The organism is Brevundimonas sp. SPF441 (assembly GCF_009661015.1).
GTDB classification, from domain to species: domain Bacteria; phylum Pseudomonadota; class Alphaproteobacteria; order Caulobacterales; family Caulobacteraceae; genus Brevundimonas; species Brevundimonas vesicularis.
Window position 1 is genome coordinate 1 of the sequence record NZ_WJWX01000017.1, and the last position, 24508, is coordinate 24508.

Consider the following 24508-nt stretch of genomic DNA (forward strand, 5'->3'; position numbering starts at 1 on the left):
TCGCGGGCCTTCTCGATCCGTTCTTCCTTCACGATACACTACCGTTTGCCGCGGGATGGAGCAGCCCGGTAGCTCGTCAGGCTCATAACCTGAAGGTCGTAGGTTCAAATCCTACTCCCGCACCCAAAACACCAAAAAGCCCCACCGCCAAAAGCCGTGGGGCTTTCTGACGTCTGGCGGTCAGAGGCCGAGACGTAGACATCGTCAGGCCGGAAGACGTAATGGCCTGTGCATCGGCCAGGCGAAAGCCGTCGCTGTAGGCGAAGGTGCTTGCTTCGGTGTCGAACAGATGTACACGGAGCGAGTTCCTGTCCAAGCGGACGCTTCGACATTCAAAGCTAGTCTTCTGGCACCGTAATCGCCCATGCGGTGTTGCTGACATCCGTTAGGCGCGACGCGCCGAGGTGGACAGGCCGCCGTCGCCCAGCAGCTTAAACGCTAAGCCCAGCGGGCTACGCCAGCTTAAGCACACAGTCGCTGAAGCCCACGACACCCCGGGCTAAATCCGCATCACGACAGAAAACCGCATTGGGCCATGTGATGCGTAGGTCGGCGACCAGCTCGTTGGCGAAAAGCTCGACTACTCCAGAGGGACGATGAGCAGACTAGGCTTAACAGAGCCCGGCACCGTGCTGGCGCGCCCCTAGATCCCGCCGCTTCGCATGACGACGACTGCGATCAGCGTCAGGAAGACGACGGCTGCGGCCGCTATGGCGAGGGCCGTGATGCGAAAGGCGCCGCGCGTCGGCTTGTCGGGCCGGTCTTCGTAGCCAATCGGGACTTTGCGGGGTTCTTTGTCGGTCATGGGCGATCAACGCACGGAGGCGGTTCGCGTTCGCCGACGCGTGTCAGCCTTCGGCGCAACCAAGGCTGCGCCGAAGGCTCTTGATGTTCGTCAGAAGCGGTAGGCGACGCCGACCCGAAGGTTGCGCCCCGGCAGAGGGGCGATGTCCTTGAGGAAGGACACGTGTTCGCGGGCTTCCTCGTCCGTCAGGTTCCGCGCCTCGGCGAACAGAGTGACGTTCTGCTGGGCGAAGGGGCGGACCGCGACCGAAGCGTTGACCAGGGTGTAGTCGTCGGTCGGCAGTTCGAACGCGTTGGCGACCCGGTCCTGTTCTCCAACGTGGCGAACCTCGGCGCTGGCGTCGAACTTGGTCGATGTCCAGGCCAGACGTCCGGTGACGGAGTAGGGCGGGATCCGCGCGGCAGGGCCGAAGTCCGTCTGGGCGTGGACATAGTCGGCCGCGCCTTCCAGCGACAGTTTGCGATCGCCGTCCTGCCAAAGCGCATAGGCGCCTTCCAGCTCGAAGCCATAGAACTTCGCGTCGGTCTGGACGAACCGATAGATGGGGAAGAACTCGTCCTCTTCCTCGAAGTAGAACTGGTCGCCCGTCGGCCGTTCGTCGATGAAGCCGTTATACCAGGAGTGATAAACGTGCAGATCGCCGGTGAACCTGCCGCGATCATAGTGGGCGGTGCCCTCCAGCGTCGTCACCTTCTCGGAGTTCAGCGTCAGGTCGCCGGTCTCGTAGGCGGCGGTGGCGATGTGGACGCCGTCGGCGAACAACTCGACCTCGCTGGGCGCGCGTTCATTGTGGGCCAGGCTGAGGCCCAGGAACAGCCCGGCGGTCGGGCGGATGAAGGCGGCGGCGGACGCCGACCAGTTGTCGAACTCGCGCGTGACTTCGCTTGCGCCCCCGATGGGCGTGCCGCTGAGTTCGCGCCGGTCATAGCGCAGGCCGCCCTCGAAGCCATGGTTGCCGAGGTCCAGACGCTGCACCGTATAAAGGCCCAGTTCGTCGATCTTGACGCTGGGCACGAAGGCCTCCTCGCCGATGGCCTCGAAGTTACGCGACAGGGCCTGAACCCCTATGGCGCCGTTCCAGCCGTTGCGTTCGCGCTGGACCAGGTCCGCACGGCCTTCCCACCCATCGGAGTTGAAGATGGTGCCCGGCTCGCCCACGGCCTCGAACTCGGTGTGGGTGTAGTCGGCATGGCCGTAGGAGCCGCGCAGGGCCGAGAAGGGCCCGCTGTCGAAACGGTATTCGCCGCGCGCGTCCCACCGCTTCTGGTTCAGCTTGATGAAGACCGATTCCTCGGCGACCGTGCCGTATTCACTGTCGGTGTTTTTGTAGGAGACGCCGGCGAAGCCCTTGTCGCCGATATAGGAACCGCCGACGCCCCAGGCTTCAAGATCGGTATAGCTGTTGGGCTGGGTTCCGGTGTCCTCGCGCGCAGTGCCTTCGGCGGCGGCGCGCCTGGCGGAAATGGCCGGGGCCGGGATGTCATAGTCGTCGGTCTTGCGCTTCACCCCATCGACGTTGAAGGCGAAGTTTCCACTGCCGACGGTCATGCGTCCGAAGGCGCTGCGGCCGTCGTCAACGCTGGACGCCTGGGTGGAGACCACGCCGGACACGCCGCCCTCGGGGATCTCGGTGGGGATGCGATCGTCAAGAACATTGACCACGCCGCCGATGGCCGAGCCGCCATAGACCAGCGTCGCGGGCCCGCGAATGATCTCGATACGATTGGCCTCGGCCGGGTCTGTGGCCACGGCGTGGTCGGGCGAGACAGAGCTCGCGTCGATCAGGCCGATACCGTTGGTCAGCACCTGGACGCGCGGCCCGCTAAGGCCGCGAATGACGGGTCGGCTGGCGCCGGGCGCGAAGTCGGTCGAACGAATGCCCGGACGCCCGCTCAGCATGTCGCCGAGCGAGGCCGCCGGCGCCGTGGCCAGGGTCTGTTCGTCCACGACGTCCGTCGCGATTACCGAGGCCCGCTGGCTGATGCCATAGGGCGCGCCCGTGACGATAATATCGCCCAACTCCGCCGGGGCTTGCGGAGCGGACTGCGCGGCGGCGGCGCCTGCCAGAATCGTGGAGCCTGCGGCCGCCATGAGCAGGGATCGCGAGACGCTTGAGGGACGCATGAAAAAACTCTCAGCCTGGGGAGGAAGTGACTTGTTACGAGATAACGTCACATAGGCTTTGCGCAATCAAGAACCCGACGACGATTTTGTGTCGGGCGTGTCTCCAGGGGCGCCGCGTGCCGGAGAAGAGTCGTGGACTACCTTAGAGGGAGAATGGCGCACCCGACAGGATTCGAACCTGTGACCTCTGCCTTCGGAGGGCAGCACTCTATCCAGCTGAGCTACGGGTGCGTCGGCCGGCGCGACGCCGGAACAGGCCGCTTACATCATGGCGCAAGCGGCCTCAATCCCGAATGCGCGGATGACGACCGGATGGCCGCCATCAATCACCGACAAGGAAGGCCGACGGCCTCAAGCAGCGCGAAGCGCGATAGGCCCAAAAAGAAAGCAATAGGGCGCTCGCGCCCTACTGCGCCGTCATGCCCCCGTCGATCTTGAACTCGGACCCCGTGACGAACTTGGATTCGTCGGACGCCAGATAGAGGACGCAGTAGGCGACGTCGTCGGGTTCGCCGATCCGCTTCAAAGGAATGCCACGCGCGAGGCGCTCGTGCGCCTTGTCCTCGTCCCCGCCGGCCATGGCGATGAAGGGATCCAGGATCGGCGTCTTGATGAAGACAGGGTGGACCGAGTTGCAGCGCACGTTCCATTCGGCCTTCGCGGCCTCCAGCGCCAGCGTCTTGGTGTACATCCAGACCGCCGCCTTTGTGGCGTTATAGGCGCCCATGCCGGGGGCGGCCGCGAGCCCTGCGATCGAGGAGATGTTGATGATCGAGGCCGGAGCCGAGGCGCGCAGATGCGGCATGGCGTGTTTGGCGCCCAGCATGATGGAGCGCAGATTGATCTCGTACTGACGCTGCCAGTTCTCGATCGTGTCCTGCTCGACGAAGGCCAGGGGGCCGCCGACGCCGGCGTTGTTGACCAGCACCGACAGGCCGCCGAGATCGGCGACGGCGGCGGCGATCACACCTTCCCATTCGGCCTCGCTGGCCACGTCGTGGGCATAGGCGAAGGCGGCGTCCGGAATTTCCGCATTGATCCGGCTCGCCAAGGCTTGAGCGCGCGCGGCGTCGATGTCGGTGACGGCGACGCGGGCGCCTTCGCGGGCCAGCATGAAGGCCATGGCTTCGCCCAGGCCGCCGGCCGCGCCGGTGATCAGGGCCGTCTTGCCGGCGACGCGGCCGGGACGCGCGGAGCCGCTCACGACTTCACCCCCATGCCGGCGGCGGCGTCGTCAATGAAGCGGGCCAGGGTCACGTCCTTGTCCGTCACGCCATCGGCGTCGTGGGTGGTGAGCAGGATCTCGACCCGGTCGTAGACATTCGACCATTCGGGATGGTGGTCCATCTTGTCGGCCATCAGGGCGACGCGGGTCATGAAGCCGAAGGCGGCGTTGAAATCCGCGAACGTCAGCGTCCGCGTGATGGCCGGGCGATCGCCGTCATGCGCGCGCCAGGCGGGCAAATCCTTCAGCGTTTCCGCTACGTCAAGCCGTGTGTCGGTCATCGCGTTTCCTCTTTTTCCATTTTGCGTAGGGCGCCTGATGGATGGCGGCAAGCGGCGAAGCCGCGCGGATCCGTCCAGGGAACCCATGGTCAAGCTTGTGCATTGAGCGAGCAGCGATCGTCGCTCTTCGGCGTCATCGGTCGCCAGCGGGGTTAGGATGGAAAATCTCTGGATCGCCGCCCTGGATGCGGCCGACCGCAAGCGGATCGAACCGCATTTGAAAGAGCGCGAGATCACACGCGGCCAGATGCTCTATGACGCCGGCGAGGCGGTCGATCAGGTGTGGTTTCCGATCAAGGGCGTGGTGTCGCTGATGACCATCCTGCCGGATGACAAGATGGTGGAGACGGCCGCCATAGGGCGCGAAGGTCTGATCGGCGTGACCTGCGGACCGTTCAACGCCCGCGCCGCCAGTCGGGCCATTTCCCAACGCGACGGGATCGCGGCCCATTGCTCGGCCGAGGTGTTCGGCGAGGCGCTGGAAGACAGCGAGACTCTGCGCTCAGCCCTGTCGCGCTTCACCGAAGGCTTGATGGCGCAGGTGCAGCAGGCGGCCGCCTGCAACGCCCAGCACCGGCTGGACGAACGGTTGGCCCGCTGGCTGTTGATGCTTCACGACCGGGCCGAGGATGACCGGATCGATCTGACGCAGGCCGATATCGCCGGTATGCTGGGCGTGCGTCGCGCCACGGTGTCGGAGGTCGGCACGGTGCTGGAGCGCAAGTCGCTGATCCAGCGGGGACGTGGCTGGGTCAAGGTGCTGGATCGCGACGGCCTGGAGGCGGCGTCGTGCGGCTGTTACGGCCTGATGCGCGACGTGATGAAGGATTTGAAACTGCCGCAGCCCGAAGCGGCCTGATCGGGTGTCTCATTGGATGACGGGGGCGCTGCGACGCGCTAGACGGTGCCCATGACCGACGCCTCCTCCCACGGCCCGCACTCGTCGGGTGATCGTTCCTCCTTCGGCTTTCGCGACGTGGATGCGCGCGAGAAGGTGAAGATGGTGCGCGGGGTCTTCGATTCCGTCGCCTCCAACTACGATGTGATGAACGACCTGATGAGCGTCGGCGTCCACCGCATCTGGAAAGACATCGCCGCCGCCAAGCTGAACCCGCGTCCCGGCGAGACCATTCTGGACGTCGCGGGCGGCACCGGGGACATGGCGCGTCGCTATTCCAAGATGGCGCGCGCCGCCCAGGAGCGGCGCGGCGGCGAGGACGCCAATGTCATCGTGCTGGACTACAACGCCGAGATGATCCTGGCAGGCGTCCACAAGGGCGGCGAACCGGAAACGCAGTGGAGCGTCGGCGACGCCATGAACCTGCCGCTGCCGGACGCCTCGGTCGACGCCTATTCGATCAGTTTCGGCATCCGCAACGTGGCCCATATCGACAAGGCCCTGGCCGAGGCGCGCCGGGTGCTGAAGCCGGGCGGTCGGTTCCTGTGCCTGGAGTTCTCGCGCCCCACCACCACGCCGATCCGCAAGGTCTATGACGCCTGGTCCTTCCACGCCATTCCGCGCATCGGCGGCTGGGTCGCCAAGGATCGCGACAGCTATCAGTATCTGGTCGAGAGCATCCGTCGCTTCCCCGATCAGAATATGTTCAAGGGCATGATCGAGGACGCCGGCTTCCGCCGCGTGTCCGTCACCAACCTGTCGGGCGGGATCGCCGCCATCCATCATGGGTGGGCGATCTGACCAGCCGGATCTATCGCACGGCCCCGCCGCCGCCCGCGACGGTCGCGGTCCAGAACCCGGTTGCGTCCTTTCTGCGTCTGCTGGGCTGGCTGTGGGTCCTGGCGCGTCATGACGCCCTGATCCCGCGCGAGGTGACCCATCTGCTGCCGGCCTGGACGCGGCCGTTCGCACGGTTCGTGCAACTGTTCTCAGGTCGCGCTGGGCGTCAGGGGCGGCCGGGCCAGAGGCTGGGCAAGGCGTTCGAACATCTGGGCCCCGTGGCGATCAAACTGGGCCAGGTCCTGGCGACGCGCGCCGACATCTTCGGGCTGGAGTTCGCGCGCGATCTTGGACGGTTGAAGGACGCCTTGCCGGCCTTCTCTCTGGAAGAGGCGCGGCGCGAGATCGAGAAGTCACTGGGTCGTCCGGCCGAAAGCCTGTTCATCGACCTCAGTCCGCCGGTCGCCGCCGCCTCCCTGGCCCAGGCGCACCGCGCGACCCTGGCCGACGGGCGGGCCGTGGCGGTCAAGGTGCTGCGCCCGGGAGTCGAGCGGCGGGTCGCCAATGGCCTGGATTCGATGCGTCTGGCCGCGCGGCTGGTCTGGCGGCTCGTGCCGATGGCGCGGCGGCTGGAGCCGTCCGCCTTTGTCGAGACCATCGCCAACTCGCTGGATCTGGAGTTGGACATGCGGCTGGAGGCCGCCGCCGCCAGCGAGATGGCCGAGGTGCTGGCCAAGGACGGATACATGTCCGCGCCGGCCGTGATCTGGGACGGGGTGGGCAAGCGCGTGCTGACGCTGGAGTGGGCGCAAGGCGTGCCCATGACGGATCCGGCGCTGCTGGACCTGCCGGGATTGGACAAGGATCAGCTGGCCGACAATGTCGTGCGCGCCTTTCTGGTGCAGGCGTTGGACCACGGGGTGTTCCACGCCGATCTGCACGAGGGCAATCTGTTCGCCAGCGCGCCGGCTCATCTGACGGCGATCGACTTCGGCATTGTCGGGCGATTGGGACCGGCGGAGCGGCGCTATCTGGCCGAGATCCTGTGGGGCTTCATCAGTCGCGACTACGACCGGATTTCGCGCGTGCATTTTGAGGCCGGCTACGTCCCGCCGCACCACTCGGTGGAGACCTTCGCCCAGGCCCTGCGTGCGGTCGGCGAGCCGGTGATCGGCCGCGCCGCCAGCCAGGTGTCGATGGGCCGGCTGTTGGGCCAGTTGTTCGAGATCACCGCCCTGTTCGACATGCGGCTGCGGCCCGAACTGATCCTGCTGCAAAAGACCATGGTCTCGGTCGAGGGCGTGGCGCGCCGCCTGCAACCCGATCACGATCTGTGGAAGGCCGCCCAGCCGGTGGTCGAACGCTGGATCCGCCGCGAGCTGGGACCGCAGGCCCAGGCGCGTGATGCGATCAACGAAATGATCGCCGCGGCCCGCGCCATCTCGCGACTGGTCCAGGAGCCGCCGCGCCCGGCGGCCGTGGTCATCGAAAAGTCGGGAACTCCGGCTTCGGTGACGGCTTCAGTCACGGTCGCGGTCATCGCGGCTTTGGCGGCCCTGGGCCTTTCGCTCTGGCCCTATCTGACCTGACCGGAGCTTTCGCTATGAAGCCGACCTTGATGAAGACCGCTATTGCAGCCGCCGTGCTGGTGGCGCCCATGCCCGCCTTGGCCCAAGCCGCAGCCGGCGCCGTGCCGAACGCCTTCGACCGCCCGGCTCAAACCGCAGCGCCTCAAGCCCGCGCCGCCGCTGCGCCCGCAACGGCGTCCGCCGCCCAGGCTCCCGACATCGCCCGTTCCGAAGAGGCGCTGCGCGCCGTGATCGCCAGCGCCCAGGGGACCGGCTTCGACTATTCGGATTTCACGACCGGCCTTGGAACCCAGATCCGTCAGCAGGAGGCCCAGGTGGTCCCGCTGATCAAGGGCTTCGGCGCCGTCAAGACGGTCGAATACGTCAAGCAGGAAGGCGAGGCCCAGATGTTCAAGGTCACCTTCGACAATCAGGTCACCGAATGGCTGATCGGCTTCGACGCCGAGGACAAGATCGCCGCCCTGCTGTTCCGCCCGGCCGAGCGCTGACCGTCAATCCAGCGAAGGCTTGCCGCGCCCCGACTTGATCGAGGCGCGGGTCGTCTTGGCCTTCAGGCGGCGTTCCTTGGACGCCTTGGTCGGGCGTGTCGGCACGCGATAGACGGGGCGGATTGAGGCCTCGTCCACCATCGCCTGAAGCCGTTCGATGGCGTCGGCGCGATTGCGCTCCTGGGTGCGATGACGCACGGCGGTGATCAGGATCACGCCTTCCAGCGTCAGCCGGCTGCCGGCCAGCTTCATCAGCCGCGCCTTGACCGGATCGGTCAGCGACGGCGAGTTCTTCACATCGAACCGCATCTGAACGGCGGTCGACACCTTGTTGACGTTCTGCCCACCTGGACCGCCCGCGCGGTAGAAGTGAAACTCAAGCTCGTCCTCGGGGATGACGGTGGTCATGTCGCCGCCTTGCGCGCCTTGACCACGGCCTGGTCCAGCGCCTGCAAGAAACGCGAACGGTCGGCGGCCGAGAACGGCGGAGGGCCGGAGGTCGCCACACCCATCGACCGCAGATGCTCGCCCACCATCCGTCCCGCTAGGGCCGAGCCGATGGAGTCCGGGGTGAAGGGCTGGCCGTTCGACTTCAGCGCCTGTGCGCCCGACTTCAGACAGCGGTCCGCTAGGGGGATATCGGCGGTGATAACCACGTCGCCTACGCCCGCCCGCTCAGCGATCCAGTCGTCGGCGATGTCGGGGCCGGCGTCCACCACCACCTGTTCGATCAGCGCCTCGCGCGGAACCTGCATCCAGGTGTTGGAGACGACATAGGTCTTCAGCCCATAGCGGCGGGCGACGCGATACACCTCTTCCTTTACGGGGCAGGCGTCGGCGTCGATGTAGAGCACGGTGGGCATGGGCCTGACCTAGCGCGGACGCGACCAATGAAAAAGGGCGGGACCGTCCGGCCCCGCCCTTTCCGTTCAGACCAAAGCGGTCCTCAGTTGCGATAGGCCGGCGGCATCGGCGTCTGCTGGCGATAGCGGTCGCGCAGCATCAGCGGGCGGCTGGTAAGGGGCTGTTCGACGCCATTGACGAAGACGGCCGACGGCTGGCTGAGCGGCTCCAGCGGATCGCCGGACCAGACCACCACGTCACCCGCTGCGCCCGGCGCGATCTGGCCGAACTGCCCGGCCATGCCGAAGATCTTCGCCGGATTGACCGTCAGGGCGGCGATGGCGGCACCATAGGGCAGGCCGTGCGAGACGGCGTTGCCCGCGTTGTAGCGGGCCTCGCGGGCGCGGTGGGTCGAGCCCTCGTTGCCCTTGATGGCGATCAAGACGCCCGCCGCGTTCAGAGCCGCTGCGTTTTCCGCCCGCGCCGCCCGCATCTCGAAATCGCTGGGCAGGTTGGAGATGGGGTTCAGCAGCACCGGTACGCCGGCTGCGGCGATGTCGCCGGCGACCAGCCAGCCTTCCTCGGCGCCGTCCAGGATCAGCTTGATCCCTTCCTCGCGCGCCAGACGCAGCACCTGCTGAATATCCGAGGCGCGGTGGACGGTCACGATCAGCGGCATCGTCCCGTTGGCGACGGGGATCAGCGCCTCGAGATCGGCGCGCGACAGGCTGAGGTCGCGCAGGCCCGCCCGCTCATAGGCCGACTTGTTGCGGGCATAGAGGCGGACTTCCGACAGCGTCTCCTTGAACAGGACGAACTGCGCCCCGCGCGCGCCTCCGGCGATGCCGGCTCCGGCCTCGCCGAACGGGGCGACCATGGCCACGCGCGGCTTGACCAGAATGTTCGAGCCTTGACCCAGATTGATGATCGCCGCCTGACCCGCGAACAGGCCCGGCGTCTGATAGCCGCCGTCGCCGGCGCCGGCCGTCTCGTCCTCATGCACATGGCCGCCGGAAGAGCCGGGGTGCTGGGGCACGACGATGGCGCGGGTGATGCCGCCCAGCCGCGCGACCGGCAGGGTGAAGGACCAGGGGTCCAGGCCGTACGAGATGTCGAAGGCGGCGCTGAGCGTATTGGCGCTGTTGCGCAGTTCGTTGGTGCCGCTGACCGAACTGACCTCGGTCCCGGCCAAGCCGGAATCCACGGCGACGAAACCGGGCGCGACTGTCTTGCCCGCTGCGTCGATGACGTGGGCGCCGGACGGCGCGCCGCCTGAGCCCACAGAGACGATCTTGCCGTCGCGGATCACGACCGTGCCGTTCTCGATGACGGAGTCGCCGGTCAGGATGCGTCCGCCGACGATGGCGACGGTTTCATTTTGGCCTACCGCGCTTCGCGCTGCTTGAGGCCCGGACTGGGCAAGGGCAGGAGCCGCGAGAGACAGGGCCGCGACGGCGCCCGCGAGGATGTGAGACAGGCGCATCAGCGGGCTCCTTCCGTGACGTTGGCGGCGGTCAGGCCATAGCCCGGCTGACCCAGTTCGAAGTCGCTGGTCGGCTGATAGGCGGGGTTGCTGCGATCAAAGGTCAGGGCGCCGTCGATGAAGACCTGATCGGCGCGGGCGTAGATCGAGAAGGGATCGGCGCTCCAGATCACCACGTCGGCGCGCTTGCCGGGCTCCAGCGACCCGGTCTGGTCAGCGATGCCGATGGCCTTGGCGGCGTTGGAGGTGATCCAGCCGATCGCGTGTTCTTCGGAAATGTTCAGCCCGGCGCGGCGACCGGCCGACAGGGCGGCGGCGGCCTCCTGGTTCAACCGTTGAGTCAGCTCGGCGTCGTCGGAGTGGATGACGGCGCACGATCCCTGCTGGGCGTCGACCAGAGCGGCGTTCTCCTCGATGGCGTCCAGCGCCTCCATCTTGAAGCCCCACCAGCCGGTCCACATGGCCGCGCAAATGCCGTTGGCGGCCAGTTGCGGCGCCAGCTTGTAGGCCTCGGTCGCGTGGTGGAAGGTCGTGATGCGGTAGCCGAACTCCTTGGCCATATCCATCATCAGCGCCATCTCGTCGGCGCGATAGCAGTGGTTCTGAATCAGGATCGAACCGTCCAGAACGCCCATCAGGGTCTCGTTCTGAAGGTTGCGGGTCGGGGCGGCGCCTTCGCCGTCCTCGCGCCACTTGTCCCATTTGGCCTTGTAGTCGCGTGCGGCGATGAAGGCGGCGCGATAGCCGGCCATATTGCCCATGCCCGTCGCCGGGCTCTGGTTGCGGCCGCCATAGACGCGCGACGGGTTCTCGCCGCAGGCCATCTTGACCGTATAGGGGGCGGCCGGGAATTTCAGGCCTTGCATGGTGATCGAGGGCACGTTGCGGATCGTGACGCCGCGTCCGCCGAACAGATTGGCCGAGCCGGGCAAGATGTGAAGCGTGGTCACGCCGCCGGCGCGGGCGGTGTTGAAACCAGGGTCCTGGGGCCACAGCGAATGTTCGGCCCAGACCTGGGCGGTGTTCGGGCTGGTCGCCTCGTTGCCGTCGCTCATGCCGCTGACGCCGGGCGACGGATAGACGCCCAGGTGGCTGTGCACGTCGATGACGCCGGGGGTGACATAGCGGCCGCGCGCCTCGACAACGCGATAGCCGGAAGGGACGGGGGTCGAGGCGTCGCCGACGGCGGCGATCTTGCCGTCCGTGACCACGACCACGCCGTTCTCGATCTTGCGATCCGTGCCGGTCAGGACGGTGGCGCCGACCACGGCGAAGTTCTCGCGCGGCAGGGGATGATAGGTGGAGGGATAGGGATCCAGCGTCGTCGCGGGATCCAGACCGGCGGCCAAGGTCCGGTCCTTCGACGGTTTCGCGGCCGTATCATCAGGCGTCTGGCCGGTGGTGGCGCAGGCCGACAGGCCCAGCACGGCGCATGTAATGGCCGCGAGGCTGACGCCCCGCAGATGATGTCCGATCATCGAAATCCCTCTCCCGCGAAGCGTCAGCCCCGACGCCGCTTGTGACCGGCATAGAAGGGCGTTCGGCCGCGACCGTCAAAAGGTTTCGGCGTTCGTCTTCTGGACGCCCGCAGCCGCGACGGCTAACGGCAGGCGCATGAACGCCGATGACCGTCCCGAGGACGAAAACCCGCATCTCGACCGCCCGCTGCGATCGTTCGGCCGCATCAAGGCCCGCCCCATCAAGCCCCGCCAGGCGGCGCTGATGGAGACCCTGCTGCCCGCGATCGCCGTGCCCGATCCCAAGGCCGGGCCGCTGGACCCCAAGACGATGATGCCCGAGGCGACCGAGGTCTGGCTGGAGATCGGCTTCGGCGGCGGCGAGCATATGGCCGCCCAGGCGGCGACGCGGCCCGACGCCTTGGTCATCGGCTGCGAGCCCTTCCTGAACGGCGTCGCCTCGGCCCTGCGTCACGTGGAAGAGGGCGGACTGAAGAACGTCCGCATCCATGCCGACGACGCGCGCGACCTGGTCGACGCCCTTCCGGACGCCTCGGTTGACCGGGTGCTGATCCTGTTCCCCGACCCCTGGCACAAGGCGCGCCACAATAAGCGCCGCCTGCTGCAGGACGAGACGGCCCAGGCCTTCGCGCGCATCCTGAAGCCCGGCGGGACCCTGCGCTTCGTCACCGATTGGCTGGACTACGCCGAATGGGCGCTGGAGCGGCTGAACCGCACGCCGGGACTGGAGCGGATCGGCTCCGCGGATCAGGACTGGTTCGTCCCGCCTGCCGATCACGTCGTGACGCGCTACGAAGAAAAGAAGCTTGGCGACACGACCCCGGTCTTCCTTGAATATCGGCGCGTCGATTAGCAGCTAAGGGGTCGTTCCAACCGGACCTGACCTCCATGGCCTTTTCGATCTACGACGCCTCGGCGCCCGTCTTCGTGCGTACGCTGAACAATCTGTCGGCCTTGCTCGACAAGGCGCTTGCCCAGGGGTTCGATGAGGCGGCCCTGATGGAGACGCGTCTCGCCCCGGACATGAACCCGTTCCCAGCCCAGGTACGCACGGCGGCGTTTTCGGCGCGGGCCTGCGTCGCCCGGTTGGCCGGACAGGACTGGCCCAAGACCGACGATACCGAAGCGTCGTTCGCCGAGCTGAAGGCCACCATCGCCCTGTCCATCGCCTATATCGAAAGCGTGCCCCGCGACGCCTTCGAAGGCGCCGAGACGCGCGAAGTGGTGCTGCAATTCCCTGCGGGCAGCACGAGTTCAACGGCGTCGATTATCTGACCGGGTTTGCGCTACCGAACTTCTTTTTCCACGTCACCATGACCTACGCCCTGTTGCGCGCGGCGGGCGTCGAGATCGGCAAGCGCGACTATCTGGGGCCGCGCTGACGGCGGGTTTGATCGCGGGGGGCTGACAACCCCTTTCGGTTGGCCTATATGGCGCTCACATCGTTAGACCGGCGTCCAACGGCGTCGTTCCAAGCGGCGGCCCGGACGGACCGCCGCTTTTGTTTTGGATATTCGTCGCTTGCGCGCAAGAACCGCCCAGGATCGCCAACTGCTGGACCTGATCGACCCCATCGCGGAGTCGTTGGGCCTGGACGTCGTGCGCGTGCGCCTGATGACCGGCTCCAAACGTCAGCGCCTCCAGATCATGGCCGAGCGGCCGTCCGACCACGACATCTCGGTCGAACAATGCGCCAAGCTGAGCCGCGCGGTGTCGGAAGTGTTCGACGCCGCCGACCCCATCCCCGGCGAATATATGCTGGAGGTGTCGTCGCCGGGCATCGACCGGCCCTTGACCCGTCCCATCGACTTCGACCTGTTCGAGGGCGAGGAGGCGCGTCTGGAAACGGACCGGATGATCGAGGGCCGCAAGCGGTTCAAGGGCGTGCTGGCCGGCTATGAAGACGGCAACGTCCTGATCGACCTGGACGGCGAGGACGACACCGCCCTGATCCCCTTCGACTGGCTGAGCGACGCGAAGCTGGTCCTGACCGACGCCCTGATGAAACGGGGCGCCGCCATTCGCGCCGCACGCGGCGAACCCGAAGACGACGGCCTTCCCGAAGGGGAAGCCTCCGACCTGACAACCGACACCACGACCCCTTCTGAGGACAACGCCTGATGGCCGTCACCGGTATTTCCGCCAACCGCCTCGAACTGCTGCAGATCGCCGAGGCCGTCGCCCGCGAGAAGAACATCGAGCGCGAAATCGTCATCGAGGCGATCGAAGAAGCGATCCAGAAGGGCGCCAAGTCGCGCTACGGCGCGCATCACGACATCCGCGCCAAGATCGACCACAAGACCGGCGAGCTGTCGCTGACCCGTCACGTCACCATCGTCGAGGACGACTGGATGCCGGAAGACGAGCTGGAAGAGTTCAACGACAGCGCCATGGTGCGCCTGAAGGACGCCTCCAAGCGCGATCCGGAGGCGGTGGTCGGCAAGGAATACGTCGAGAACCTGCCGCCGTTCGAGTTCGGTCGGGTGCAAACCCAGATGGCTCGTCAGGTCGTGACCGGTAAGGTCCGCGAGGCCGAGCGCGCCAACCAGTACGAAGAGTTCAAGGATCGCGTCGGCGAGATCGTCAACGGTACGGTCAAGCGCGTGGAATACGGCAACACCATCGTCGACCTGGGCCGGGGCGAAGGCGTCATGCGCCGCGACCAGTCCATCCCGCGCGAAGTGTTCAACATCGGCGACCGCATCCGCACCTACATCTACGACGTCCGCCCCGAGGCCAAGGGCCCGCAGGTCATGCTGTCGCGCGCCCACCCCGGCTTCATGGCCAAGCTGTTCGCCCAGGAAGTGCCGGAAGTTTATGACGGCGTGATCGAGATCCGCGCCGCCGCCCGTGACTCCGGCTCGCGCGCCAAGATGGCCGTCCTGTCGAACGACAGCTCCATCGACCCCGTCGGCGCCTGCGTCGGTATGCGCGGCTCGCGCGTTCAGGCGGTCGTCGCCGAACTGCAGGGCGAGAAGATCGATATCATCCAGTGGAATCCGGACGAGCCGACCTTCATCGTCAACGCCCTGGCCCCGGCCGAAGTCTCCAAGGTCGTGCTGGATGAAGAAGCCGGCCGCGTCGAAGTGGTCGTGCCGGACGAGCAGCTGTCGCTGGCCATCGGCCGTCGCGGCCAGAACGTCCGCCTGGCCTCGCAACTGACCGGCTGGCAGATCGACATCATCACCGAGGCTCAGGACTCCGAGCGTCGTCAACGCGAGTTCGCCGAGCGTACCGGCCTGTTCCAGGAAGCCCTGGACGTCGACGAAGTCATCGCCCAGCTGCTGGTCACCGAAGGCTTCGCCACCGTCGAAGACCTGGCCTATGTCGATCCGTACGAAGTCTCCGAGATCGAAGGCTTCGACGAAGAGACCGCTGAAGAGCTTCAGGCCCGCGCCCGCGAATATCTGGACAAGAAGGCCGCCGAACTGGACGCCAAGCGCGTCGAACTGGGCGTCGAGGACGGCGTGCTTCAGGTGCCGGGCGTCACCCTGCCGATCGCCGTCGCCCTGGGCGAAGGCGGCGTGAAGACGGTCGAGGATCTGGCCGACCTGGCCACCGACGAAATCCGCGGCGGCTATGAAGTTAAGAACGGCGAGCGGGTGAAGGTCCCCGGCGTGCTGGAAAGCTTCAATCTGGCGCAAGAAGACGCCGAGCTGCTGATCCTGCAGGCGCGCGTGGCCGCCGGCTGGATCGACGCTTCGGAACTGCCGCAGCCCGAGCCGGAAGAGTACGAAGAAGAGGGCGACTACGCCGAGGGCGAATACGATCCGGACCAGGTGTTCGGCGATGCGCCTGCCGAAGACGACACGGCCGAGGGCGAAGAGTCCGACGCCGAACCGTCGAACGCGTGATGGGAGACCTGGCCACATATGAGCTTGCGCGACGCAACGATCGATAGGGAACGCCGGGACCTCGTCTCTCACGAGGTCATGGACGAATCTCGCCTGATCCGTTTCGTCGCCGGGCCCGATGGCCAGGTGGTCCCCGACCTGGGCAGGAAGCTGCCCGGACGCGGCCTGTGGGTCGAAGCCAGCCGCGCCTCGGTCGAGGCGGCGGTCAAGAAAAACGGCTTCACCCGCGCGGCCAAGACCAAATTGACCGCCCCGGCCGACCTGGCCGATGTCGTCGAACGGCTGCTGGCAAGGCGCTGTCTCGACCAGCTGGGTCTTGCCCGGCGCGAAGGCGTTCTTATATCCGGCTTCGAGAAAACCGCGGCGAGCCTGCGTGCGGGCAAGGCCGCCTGGGTGCTGGAAGCCGCCGATGGCTCGGCCGACGGGCGCGGAAAGATCCTCGCCCTGGCCCGTCATCAGACCGCCAAGATCTGCGGCGCGTTCACGGCGGACGATTTGAGTTTGGCCCTTGGGCTGGAAAATGCGATACACGCCGTCCTGCTTGCGGGCGGACGCGCCGATCGGTGGACCATCGAGGTCGAACGACTGGCTGGATTTCGGCCGCTTCGCCCCCCTCACTGGAACGTTTCCAGTGTCGAGGACGGATCGGCGGGAGCACCCCCTACAGGGGCGAGCTGAGGATTTTAGCGGCCGAGGGCCTGTCTCCAAGGGCGGAGACGGGCTCACGGTCGTTCATGGGTATTAGATGAGGACGGCGGGCCTTTCCGCCCCGAGTAAAGCGACCGGATGAGCGACGAAAACGACAAGACCAACCAAGGCCAGGGCAACACGGGCGGCACCCCGTCCCAGACGGGGCCGCGCGCTCCGCTGAGCCTGAAGCCGCGCGTTGTGGGATCGGTGCCGACCGGCACCGTGAAGCAGAGCTTCAGCCATGGCCGATCCAAGACGGTGGTGGTCGAGACCAAGCGCCGCGCCGGCGCCGGCGGGCCGCAACGTCCGCAGGGCTTCGATGTCGCACGTCCTCAACAGGCCGCGCAGGCGCCGCGTCCGCAAGGTCCGCGTCCGTCGCAACCCGCCGGCGGCGCCCTGTCGGCCGAGGAGCAGGAAGCCCGCCGTCGCGCCATCGCCCTGGCCACGCAAGCGAACGCCGCCAAGGCTGACGCCGCCGCCGCCGCCAAGGCCGCCGCAGACGCCGCCGCGCGCGAACAGGCCGCCGCCACCGAACGCGCCGCCCAGGCCGCTCGCGACGAGGCCGCCGCCGCCAAGGCCGCCGCAGAAGCTGCACGCGCCGAAGCCGCCAAGCTGACGGCGGCTGCGCCTGTCGCGCCGGCCAAGCCCGCACCCAAGCCGGCCGCGCCCGTGGCCGCCGCGCCTGCGCCTGTCGCGCCGACCCCGGCGCCCGCGACTCCGGCCCCGGCTGCGCCCGCCCGTCCGGCCGCTCCGGCCCGCCCGGTGGTCAACTTCGGCCAACGTGTGCCCAAGCCCGGCAATCCCCAACGCGCCGCGCCCGAGCGTCCGGCCTTCGGCGGCCGTTCGGCCCGCGAGCAGGCGATGGGCGGCGGCGATCGCGCCTATTCGGACCGCCCCCAGAGCGATCGCCCCCAAGGCGACCGTCCGCAGGGCGCCCGTTCGGGCCCCGGCGGTCAACGCCCGCAAGGCGCCAAGCCGGCCGAGCCCGTCCGCTATTCGGCCCTGAATCCGCGTCCGGCGCCGGGCGCCGCCCGTCCCGGCGGCGCGCGTACCGGCCCTGGCGGTCGTCCGACTCCGAACGCCCCGCCGGCCGAGGCCAATGTTCTGCGTCCCGCCCGAGCGCCCGGCGCCGGCTTCGGTCGTCCGGCCGGCCGTGACGACGATCGCGAGAAGCGTTTCTCCGACGCCGGCAAGGCCGTCAGCCGTACGCGTGGCGAGCCCAAGCGCCGCGAAGGCCGCATGACCATCCAGTCCGTGGTCGGCGACGGCGACGCCGCCGAGCGGATGCGCTCACTGGCCTCGGTCCGTCGTGCTCGTGAACGCGAGAAGGAAAAGCGCAAGGGCGGCTCGACCGATGCGCCCAACCGTCCGCGCGAAGTCGTCATTCCCGACGTCATCACAGTGCAAGAGCTGTCCAACCGGATGGCCGTTCGCGGCGTCGACATCATCAAGTTCCTAATGAAGCAGGGCCTGATGATGAAGATCAACGACGTGATCGATTCCGACACCGCCGAACTGGTGGCCGAAGAGTTCGGCATGGCCGTCAAGCGCGTCTCGGAATCCGACATCGAAACCGGCTTCCTGGGCGAGGCCGACGATGCGGACGCTTCCGACACCCGCGCGCCGGTCGTGGCCATCATGGGCCACGTCGACCACGGCAAGACCTCGCTGCTTGACGCCCTGCGCACGACCGACGTCGCAGGCGGCGAAGCCGGCGGCATCACCCAGCACATCGGCGCCTATCAGGTTCGCCTGCCGGACGACCAGAAGGTCACCTTCCTGGACACCCCGGGCCACGCCGCCTTCTCGGCCATGCGGGCGCGCGGCGCCAATGTGACCGACATCGTGGTTCTGGTCGTCGCCGCCGACGACGGCGTCATGCCGCAGACCATCGAAGCCATCCAACACGCCAAGGCGGCCAACGCGCCCCTGATCGTGGCGGTCAACAAGATGGATAAGCCCGGCGCGACGTCGCAGAAGGTCGTCAACGAGCTGCTGCAGTACGAAGTCATCGCCGAAAGCCTGGGCGGCGAGACCCAGATCATCGAGGTCTCGGCCAAGGAGCGGATGAACCTCGACGGCCTGCTGGAAGCCATCCTGATCCAGGCCGAGGTCATGGACCTGCGCGCCAACGCCGATCGCTCGGCTGAGGGCGTGGTCATCGAGGCCAAGCTGGACAAGGGTCGCGGCCCGGTCGGCACCGTGCTGGTCAAGCGCGGCACGCTGAAGCGCGGCGACATCGTCGTCGCCGGTGGATCGTGGGGCAAGGTTCGCGCCCTGCTGAACGAGCGCAACGAACAGCTGACCGAAGCCGGTCCGTCGGTCCCGGTCGAGATCCTCGGCCTGGACGAGGCGCCCTCGCCGGGCGACGTCTTCGCCGTGGTGGAATCCGAAGCCCGCGCCCGCGAGCTGACCGAATACCGTCAGCGGGTGAAGCGCGAGAAGGCCCAGGTTTCGGGCGGCTCGGTCTCGCTGGTCGACATGATGGCCAAGCTGGGCTCCAAGAAGGCCTCGGAACTGCCGGTCGTCATCAAGGCGGACGTGCAGGGCTCGGCCGAAGCCATCATGGGTTCGCTGGACAAGATGAGCACCGACGAGGTGCGCGCCCGCACGGTCTATTCCGGCGCCGGCGGCATCACCGAGAGCGACGTCAACCTGGCCAAGTCGGCCGGCGCGCCGATCCTCGGCTTCAACGTCCGCGCCTCGAAACAGGCGCGCGATCTGGCCGACCGCGAGGGCGTCGAGATCCGCTACTATTCGATCATCTACGACCTGCTGGACGACATCAAAGGCGTGCTGTCCGGCATGCTGGCGCCGCTGCAACGCGAAACCTTCCTGGGCAACGCTGCTGTCCTTCAGGTGTTCGACATCTCCAAGATCGGCAAGATCGCCGGTTGCCGGGTGTCGGAAGGCGTGGTCCGCAAGGGCGCGCGCGTCCGCATCATCCGCGACGACGTCGTGGTGCTGGAGCTGGGCACGCTCAACACGCTCAAGCGCTTCAAGGACGAGGTCAACGAGGTCACGGCCGGCCAGGAATGCGGCATGCAGTTCCAGGGCTTCCAGGACATCAAGGAAGGCGACTACATCGAGTGCTTCACGGTCGAAGAGATCAAGCGCACGCTGGACTAGCTCCTCGTCGCGAGCGCGAATAGACCGAGGCCCGGAACTCAGGTTCCGGGCCTTTTCTTTTGCGGCCCGGGGGCGATGCGTTCGAAGTGTTCGTTCGCGCTTCGTCAACGCCGCTGGCTGTGCATTCGCGAACGGCGGCCGTTCATCGCCGCAAGCGCGGTGGTGAAGGGCAGGGGACGACGGCACGGTCCCGATCATTGAGGGCCGGTCGTCGGTCCTCTCACCGACACAGGACACGCCGTCATGAAGACTGTCGCCGCCATCGCTCCCGTCCTCGCTCTCGCCGCCGCCCTTACCGTTGCGGCGCCGGCCGCGCCCGCCTTCGCCGCCGACCTGACCGTCGCCTTCCCGAGCGCGGCGCCCCAGGGCCAGATCATGGTCGCCGTTTTCAACAGCGAGGCCAACTATGGCGGCGAGGGCCAGCCGGCCCAGGTCGCCATGCTGGATGCCGCCGCCGGCCAGACTAGCGTCACCTTCGACGGGCTACCGGACGGCGACTATGCGGTGCGCGCCTTCCACGACCTGAACGGCGACGACAAGATGAACACCAATCCCTTCGGCATGCCGGTCGAGCCCTTCGCCTTCTCCAACAACGCCGTTGGCAATATGGGACCGGCGTCTTGGGAGCGCGCCAAGTTCGCGGCCGCCGGCGCGACGACCCAGTCGATCGATCTGAAGTAAGCGACGAAATCCGGAGCCGGATCATGACCCCTTCACGCCGTTCCTTCCTGATGGGCGCAGCCGCCCTCTCGGCCGCAGTCGCCACGCCCGAGATGGCGCGCGCCGCCGCCGCCCTGGACGCCGTCGCCGCGACGAAGGCCGACTGGGCGCTGGCGACTCAGGACGTCGAAGGCGACATTGCGCGCCAAACGATGCGCCTGGTCCACGGCCGGGCGCCGGCGGGGTTGCAGGGCGCGCTGTATCGCAACGGACCGGCCAAGTTCCGGCGGCCAGGCGGGTCGGCAACCCACTGGTTTGACGGCGACGGCATGATGCGCGCCTTCCGCATCCAGGACGGCCAGGCGACGCTGGAGGCGCGGTTCGCCGACACGCCCAAGCGCCGCACCGAAACGGAGCTGGACGCCGTGGTCACGCCGGGCTTCGGCACCAAGGGCGACGGCCGCGCCCGCATCGGCTCGAACGACGACGCCAACGCCGCCAACACCGCCGTCATGGTCGCTGGCGATCAGGTCTGGGCGCTCTGGGAAGGGGGATCGCCGCTGGCCCTGTCGGCGTCGGACCTATCGACGCAAGGCTTCGTCACCCTGCGCGACGACCTGAAAGGCATGCCGTTCCAGGCCCACCCGCGCTATGCGCCCGATGGGTCGATTTGGAATGTCGGCCTGGCCGGAAACCGCGCAGTGATCTGGCGTCTGAACCCCGACCGCAGCCTGAACGACGCCCAGATCGTGTCCCTGCCGCGCGCCAGCTATATGCACGACTTCACCGCCACCGACCGGCACGTGATCCTGGTGCTCCAGCCCTGGGTGTTCGCGACCCACACCATGCCGGTGACCGCAGGCCTGGCCTGGCGGCCGGAGATGGGGACGCAGGTTCTGGTGTTGGACAAGGACGACCTGTCGAAGCGCCGCCTTTATGAGTTGCCGGGCTTCTTCCACTTCCACCTGGGCGACGCCTGGGCCGAGCGCGACGGCACGATCCGCTTCGATGTCGCCGCCAGCGGCGATCCGCGCTTCGCGGTCGATGGCGCGCGGGTTCTGGTGGATGGGTATGGGGTCGTTCCGGGCGATCCGGCGAAACTGGCGCTGATCACCCTGCGACCTGATGGGCGCGCCGACATGACCTATAGCGATGTCGTGGGTGAATTCCCGAAAGCCGATCCCCGTCGTGCGGGGCTGAAGCGCAGCCTGACCGCCCATACCTCCGGCGAGACTCGCGGCCGTCCCCTGCCGACGGGACTGGCGGTCCACGACTGGGACAGCGGTCGCTCGCACGCCTTCGAGTTCGGCGTGCATCAGGTGGTCGAGGAGGCGGTCTTCGTGCCCAAGCCCGGCGCGGCGGCGGAACGCGACGCCTGGCTGGTCGGACCGTCGGTCAATCTGAAGGATGGGCGGACGGAACTGCATGTCTTCGACGTGGCGCGGATCGAGGACGGCCCGGTCGCGACCTGGCAGGCGGACGTGGCCCTGCCGGCCGGCTTCCACAGCGCGTGGGCGGGATAAGGCCGAACGGGCACAGCCTTTGCGGGCCTTCATGGTTCGAAAAGGCTGACGTGCCAAGGTGAAACCATGACCCCAGTCCAGACGCCCGCCGACCTTCGCCCCATCACCGCCCTGCGCTTCGGCGCGGCCATGTGGGTCGCCGTCTACAGCTTCTGGGAAAACCTTGCGGGCGCGGGTCAGTCGGGCCTGGTCGCCAAGGGCTATCTGGGTGTCGAGCTTTTCTTCGTCCTGTCCGGCTTCATCCTCAGCCACGTCTATCTGGCGGCGGCGGGCGAGAAGCGGTTCTCGTATCGCGGCTTCCTGTGGGCGCGGATCGCGCGCGTCTATCCGCTGCATATCGCCACCCTGATCGGCGTGGGGCTGCTGGCAGCCGCCGCCCTTTTCGCCGGTATGAGCGTGGACGCCAATGTGCTGAGTTGGGCGTCGCTGCCCGCCAACCTCTTCATGGTCCACGCCTGGGGGCTGGCGCCGGTCGCGGGCTGGAACCATCCATCCTGGTCCATCTCTGCGGAGTGGTTCGCCTATCTCTGCTTCCCGCTGTTCGCCTTCGTCTTCTGGCGTCTGCGTCACCGGCCGATCGCGGCGGTGGTCGGGGCTGCGGCCTTCCTCGTCATCCTCTATTTCGCGTTCGAGCAACTGGCCGGCTTCGCCTTGACCGAAGCGACGATCCGCTGGGGCGCGCTCAGGATCGTGCCGTGCTTCGCCTTGGGCTGCGCTCTCTATCTCGTTTATCGCCGCGCGCCGTTGAAGGCGCCGTGGCTGTGCGCCGCCGTCTCGTTCGGCCTGATGGTGCTCAGCGCCGCGCTCGGGCTATGGGACGGCGTCACGGTTCTGCTGGCCGGCGCCCTGATCCTGTCGCTGGCCTCGCTTCCCAACGAACGCGCCGGATGGCTGGCGTCAAAGCCGGCCGTCTACCTCGGCGAGATCAGCTATTCGGTCTATATGGTCTGCGTGCCGTGGAAGCTTCTGGCGGTCGGTTTGGCCGCCAAACTGTTCGACACGCCGGACAAACAGCTTCAAATTTTCGTGTGGTTGGCGATCCTGGCCATTCTGCCTGTTGTCGCCGCCGTCTCCTATCACCTCGTTGAACGCCCGGCGCGCAAGGCTCTGAGAGACATGGCCGACAAGCGCGCCAAGCGTCACGACAAGATTTCAGAAGGAAATATGAAGCACGGCGATATGCCGAAACAACTTGCGACAGGTCGTGATCCCGTGGCCTAAAGGGCGCTTCCAAAGGCGGGTCGGGATACCCCAAGCATGTCAAAACGGCTCAAAGCCGCCGCGGTTGCGGCGACCCTCGGTTTTTTTGCGCTGGGCGCCGTCCCCTCCACCGCAAAGGCTGATGAGCCCTATTGGCAGTGCGTGACCTTCGCGCGCATGTTCTCCGGCATCAACATCTTCGGCGACGCCTGGACCTGGTGGCGCCAAGCCGCCGCCAACTTCCGCACCGGCAAGGCCCCGGAAACCGGCTCGGTTCTCGTCTTCCGCCCCGAGGGCCGCATGAGCCGGGGCCACGTCGCCGTCGTCTCCGACATCCTGACCGACCGCGTCGTGCGCGTGACCCACGCCAACTGGGGCGGCAGCCGCGGCAAGGTCGAAGAAAACGTCACCGTCGTTGACGTCTCACCCTCCAACGACTGGTCGCAGGTCAAGGTCTGGTACAATCCGATCAACGACCTGGGCACGACGGTCTATCCGACCTACGGCTTCATCTACAAAGGCGCCCGCGACGCCTTCGACGCCGGCCGTCAGATCGCCGCCAACGTCTCGGCGCAAGGCCAGCACTAAGCTTGCACCGCTCGCCATCGCGGGCGATAGGCGGGCATGACCCAATCCAGCGACATCACCTACGCCGGCTATCTGGCGTTGGACGACCTGCTTTCGACCCAGCATCCGCTGTCGGACCAGCACGACGAGATGCTGTTCGTCGTCATCCATCAGACCAAGGAACTGTGGCTCAAGCAGATATTGCATGAGACGGCCCTGGCCCAGTCGATGGTGCGCGCCGGCGACCTGGTCCCGGCCTACAAGAGCCTGGCGCGTGTCTCCCGCATCCAGGCGGTGATGACCCATAGCTGGGACATTCTGTCGACGATGACGCCGTCGGACTATCTGCGGTTCCGAGGGTCGTTGGGGTCATCGTCCGGCTTCCAGAGCGACCAGTTCCGATGTTTCGAGGCCATGCTGGGCCTGAAGGACGCCAGCTTCCTGAAGTTCCACGAAGACCGTCCCAAAGCACTGGCCGCGCTTCAGGCCGCCATCGCTGCGCCCAGCCTTTACGATGACGCTCTGGCCCAACTGGCCAAGGCCGGTCTGCCGGTGCCCGCCGAAGTGCTGAACCGCGACGTGACCCAGCCCTATGCGCCGTCCGAAGCCGTCGAGGCGGCCTGGCTGGAGGTCTATCGCGACACGGAACGGTGGTGGGTCCTTTATCAGCTGGCCGAGAAGCTGGTCGATCTGGACGACGCCCTGCTGACCTGGCGGCACAAGCATGTCGTCACGGTCGAACGCATCATCGGTCGGCGTCGCGGCACGGGCGGAACGGAAGGCGCCGCCTATCTGGCCTCGACCCTGACCAAGCGCTGCTTCCCCGAGCTGTGGTCGCTTCGCACCAAACTTTGATGTCGCAGGCGGCAACCTTCGCCGCGCCGGACCATT

Annotated in this window: 22 protein-coding genes, 2 tRNA genes and 1 pseudogene; 16 read left to right on the forward strand and 9 right to left on the reverse strand. The window is 67.1% G+C overall.

All coding sequences use genetic code 11. The features are described 5' to 3' along the window. Positions 1-49 precede the first annotated feature (49 nt). A tRNA-Met gene (locus GGC30_RS10585) sits at positions 50-126 on the forward strand. 517 nt (positions 127-643) lie between these two features. On the opposite strand, the gene GGC30_RS10590 is transcribed toward GGC30_RS10585, so the two are convergent. From GGC30_RS10590 to GGC30_RS10610, 5 genes are all read right to left on the reverse strand, one after another. Continuing rightward, positions 644-805 carry a hypothetical protein gene (locus GGC30_RS10590; RefSeq protein WP_153923917.1) on the reverse strand — a complete coding sequence of 54 codons (162 nt, stop codon included), beginning with the start codon at positions 803-805 and terminating at the stop codon, positions 644-646. Between the two features lie 90 nt (positions 806-895). Next, positions 896-2929, reverse strand: coding sequence for a TonB-dependent receptor (locus tag GGC30_RS10595; protein WP_228763705.1), 2034 nt, complete (start codon positions 2927-2929; stop codon positions 896-898). A gap of 154 nt (positions 2930-3083) precedes the next feature. Then, a tRNA-Arg gene (locus GGC30_RS10600) sits at positions 3084-3160 on the reverse strand. Between the two features lie 175 nt (positions 3161-3335). Continuing rightward, complete coding sequence (locus GGC30_RS10605; RefSeq protein WP_370451955.1) at positions 3336-4133, reverse strand: SDR family oxidoreductase; 798 nt, start codon at positions 4131-4133, stop codon at positions 3336-3338. Next, positions 4130-4435: a 4a-hydroxytetrahydrobiopterin dehydratase gene (locus GGC30_RS10610; RefSeq protein WP_082854180.1), complete on the reverse strand. Its 306-nt coding sequence runs from the start codon at positions 4433-4435 to the stop codon at positions 4130-4132. The genes GGC30_RS10605 and GGC30_RS10610 overlap by 4 nt, the downstream gene beginning before the upstream one ends. 157 nt (positions 4436-4592) lie before the next feature. Between GGC30_RS10610 and GGC30_RS10615 the strand changes: the two genes are divergently transcribed. The 4 genes from GGC30_RS10615 to GGC30_RS10630 are packed head-to-tail and all read left to right on the forward strand — an operon-like array spanning position 4593 to position 8190. Beyond that, entirely contained in the window at positions 4593-5294 is a 702-nt protein-coding gene (locus GGC30_RS10615) for a Crp/Fnr family transcriptional regulator (RefSeq protein WP_153923919.1), read from the forward strand. A 51-nt stretch (positions 5295-5345) separates the two neighbouring features. After that, a complete protein-coding gene (locus GGC30_RS10620; protein WP_153923921.1) occupies positions 5346-6134 on the forward strand; it encodes a class I SAM-dependent methyltransferase in 789 nt (262 codons plus the stop codon). Next, positions 6122-7702, forward strand: a complete 1581-nt coding sequence (gene ubiB / locus GGC30_RS10625) for a 2-polyprenylphenol 6-hydroxylase (RefSeq protein ID WP_370451956.1) — start codon at positions 6122-6124, stop codon at positions 7700-7702. Before GGC30_RS10620 ends, ubiB begins: the two co-directional genes overlap by 13 nt. A gap of 14 nt (positions 7703-7716) precedes the next feature. Continuing rightward, positions 7717-8190 carry a hypothetical protein gene (locus GGC30_RS10630; protein WP_153923923.1) on the forward strand — a complete coding sequence of 158 codons (474 nt, stop codon included), beginning with the start codon at positions 7717-7719 and terminating at the stop codon, positions 8188-8190. A 3-nt stretch (positions 8191-8193) separates the two neighbouring features. Here GGC30_RS10630 and arfB read toward each other — a convergent pair whose 3' ends face one another. The 4 genes from arfB to GGC30_RS10650 all read right to left on the reverse strand — a co-directional run bounded on the left by arfB (position 8194) and on the right by GGC30_RS10650 (position 11994). Next, the gene (gene arfB, locus GGC30_RS10635) at positions 8194-8598 is read right to left on the reverse strand and encodes an alternative ribosome rescue aminoacyl-tRNA hydrolase ArfB (protein ID WP_017505001.1); all 405 of its coding nucleotides are present in this window, start codon (positions 8596-8598) and stop codon (positions 8194-8196) included. After that, positions 8595-9053, reverse strand: a complete 459-nt coding sequence (locus tag GGC30_RS10640) for a YaiI/YqxD family protein (protein WP_153923925.1) — start codon at positions 9051-9053, stop codon at positions 8595-8597. Before GGC30_RS10640 ends, arfB begins: the two co-directional genes overlap by 4 nt. A gap of 83 nt (positions 9054-9136) precedes the next feature. After that, the gene (locus GGC30_RS10645) at positions 9137-10516 is read right to left on the reverse strand and encodes an amidohydrolase family protein (RefSeq protein WP_153923927.1); all 1380 of its coding nucleotides are present in this window, start codon (positions 10514-10516) and stop codon (positions 9137-9139) included. After that, entirely contained in the window at positions 10516-11994 is a 1479-nt protein-coding gene (locus GGC30_RS10650; protein ID WP_153923929.1) for an amidohydrolase, read from the reverse strand. Before GGC30_RS10650 ends, GGC30_RS10645 begins: the two co-directional genes overlap by 1 nt. A gap of 136 nt (positions 11995-12130) precedes the next feature. Here GGC30_RS10650 and trmB point away from each other — a divergent pair, with 136 nt between their 5' ends. The 11 genes and pseudogenes from trmB to GGC30_RS10705 all read left to right on the forward strand — a co-directional run bounded on the left by trmB (position 12131) and on the right by GGC30_RS10705 (position 24472). Beyond that, positions 12131-12847 carry a tRNA (guanosine(46)-N7)-methyltransferase TrmB gene (trmB, locus tag GGC30_RS10655; RefSeq protein ID WP_153923931.1) on the forward strand — a complete coding sequence of 239 codons (717 nt, stop codon included), beginning with the start codon at positions 12131-12133 and terminating at the stop codon, positions 12845-12847. A gap of 35 nt (positions 12848-12882) precedes the next feature. Further along, positions 12883-13376: pseudogene (locus tag GGC30_RS10660) on the forward strand (DUF1993 family protein). A 139-nt stretch (positions 13377-13515) separates the two neighbouring features. Then, the gene (gene rimP / locus GGC30_RS10665; RefSeq protein WP_066555243.1) at positions 13516-14115 is read left to right on the forward strand and encodes a ribosome maturation factor RimP; all 600 of its coding nucleotides are present in this window, start codon (positions 13516-13518) and stop codon (positions 14113-14115) included. Further along, positions 14115-15848: a transcription termination factor NusA gene (gene nusA / locus GGC30_RS10670; protein WP_066553711.1), complete on the forward strand. Its 1734-nt coding sequence runs from the start codon at positions 14115-14117 to the stop codon at positions 15846-15848. The genes rimP and nusA overlap by 1 nt, the downstream gene beginning before the upstream one ends. Before the next feature lie 18 nt (positions 15849-15866). Next, complete coding sequence (locus GGC30_RS10675) at positions 15867-16526, forward strand: RNA-binding protein (RefSeq protein ID WP_153923933.1); 660 nt, start codon at positions 15867-15869, stop codon at positions 16524-16526. A 108-nt stretch (positions 16527-16634) separates the two neighbouring features. Continuing rightward, positions 16635-19667 (forward strand): translation initiation factor IF-2, encoded by a 3033-nt coding sequence (gene infB / locus GGC30_RS10680; RefSeq protein WP_153923935.1) that lies wholly within the window; start codon positions 16635-16637, stop codon positions 19665-19667. A 243-nt stretch (positions 19668-19910) separates the two neighbouring features. Beyond that, positions 19911-20348 (forward strand): DUF2141 domain-containing protein, encoded by a 438-nt coding sequence (locus GGC30_RS10685; protein WP_153923937.1) that lies wholly within the window; start codon positions 19911-19913, stop codon positions 20346-20348. 23 nt (positions 20349-20371) lie between these two features. After that, positions 20372-21850: a carotenoid oxygenase family protein gene (locus GGC30_RS10690; RefSeq protein WP_153923939.1), complete on the forward strand. Its 1479-nt coding sequence runs from the start codon at positions 20372-20374 to the stop codon at positions 21848-21850. Between the two features lie 66 nt (positions 21851-21916). Further along, positions 21917-23071 carry an acyltransferase gene (locus tag GGC30_RS10695; RefSeq protein ID WP_153923941.1) on the forward strand — a complete coding sequence of 385 codons (1155 nt, stop codon included), beginning with the start codon at positions 21917-21919 and terminating at the stop codon, positions 23069-23071. 36 nt (positions 23072-23107) lie between these two features. Further along, positions 23108-23638, forward strand: a complete 531-nt coding sequence (locus GGC30_RS10700) for a CHAP domain-containing protein (protein ID WP_055809437.1) — start codon at positions 23108-23110, stop codon at positions 23636-23638. Positions 23639-23674: 36 nt separating this feature from the next. After that, the gene (locus GGC30_RS10705) at positions 23675-24472 is read left to right on the forward strand and encodes a tryptophan 2,3-dioxygenase (protein ID WP_153923943.1); all 798 of its coding nucleotides are present in this window, start codon (positions 23675-23677) and stop codon (positions 24470-24472) included. Positions 24473-24508 lie beyond the last annotated feature (36 nt).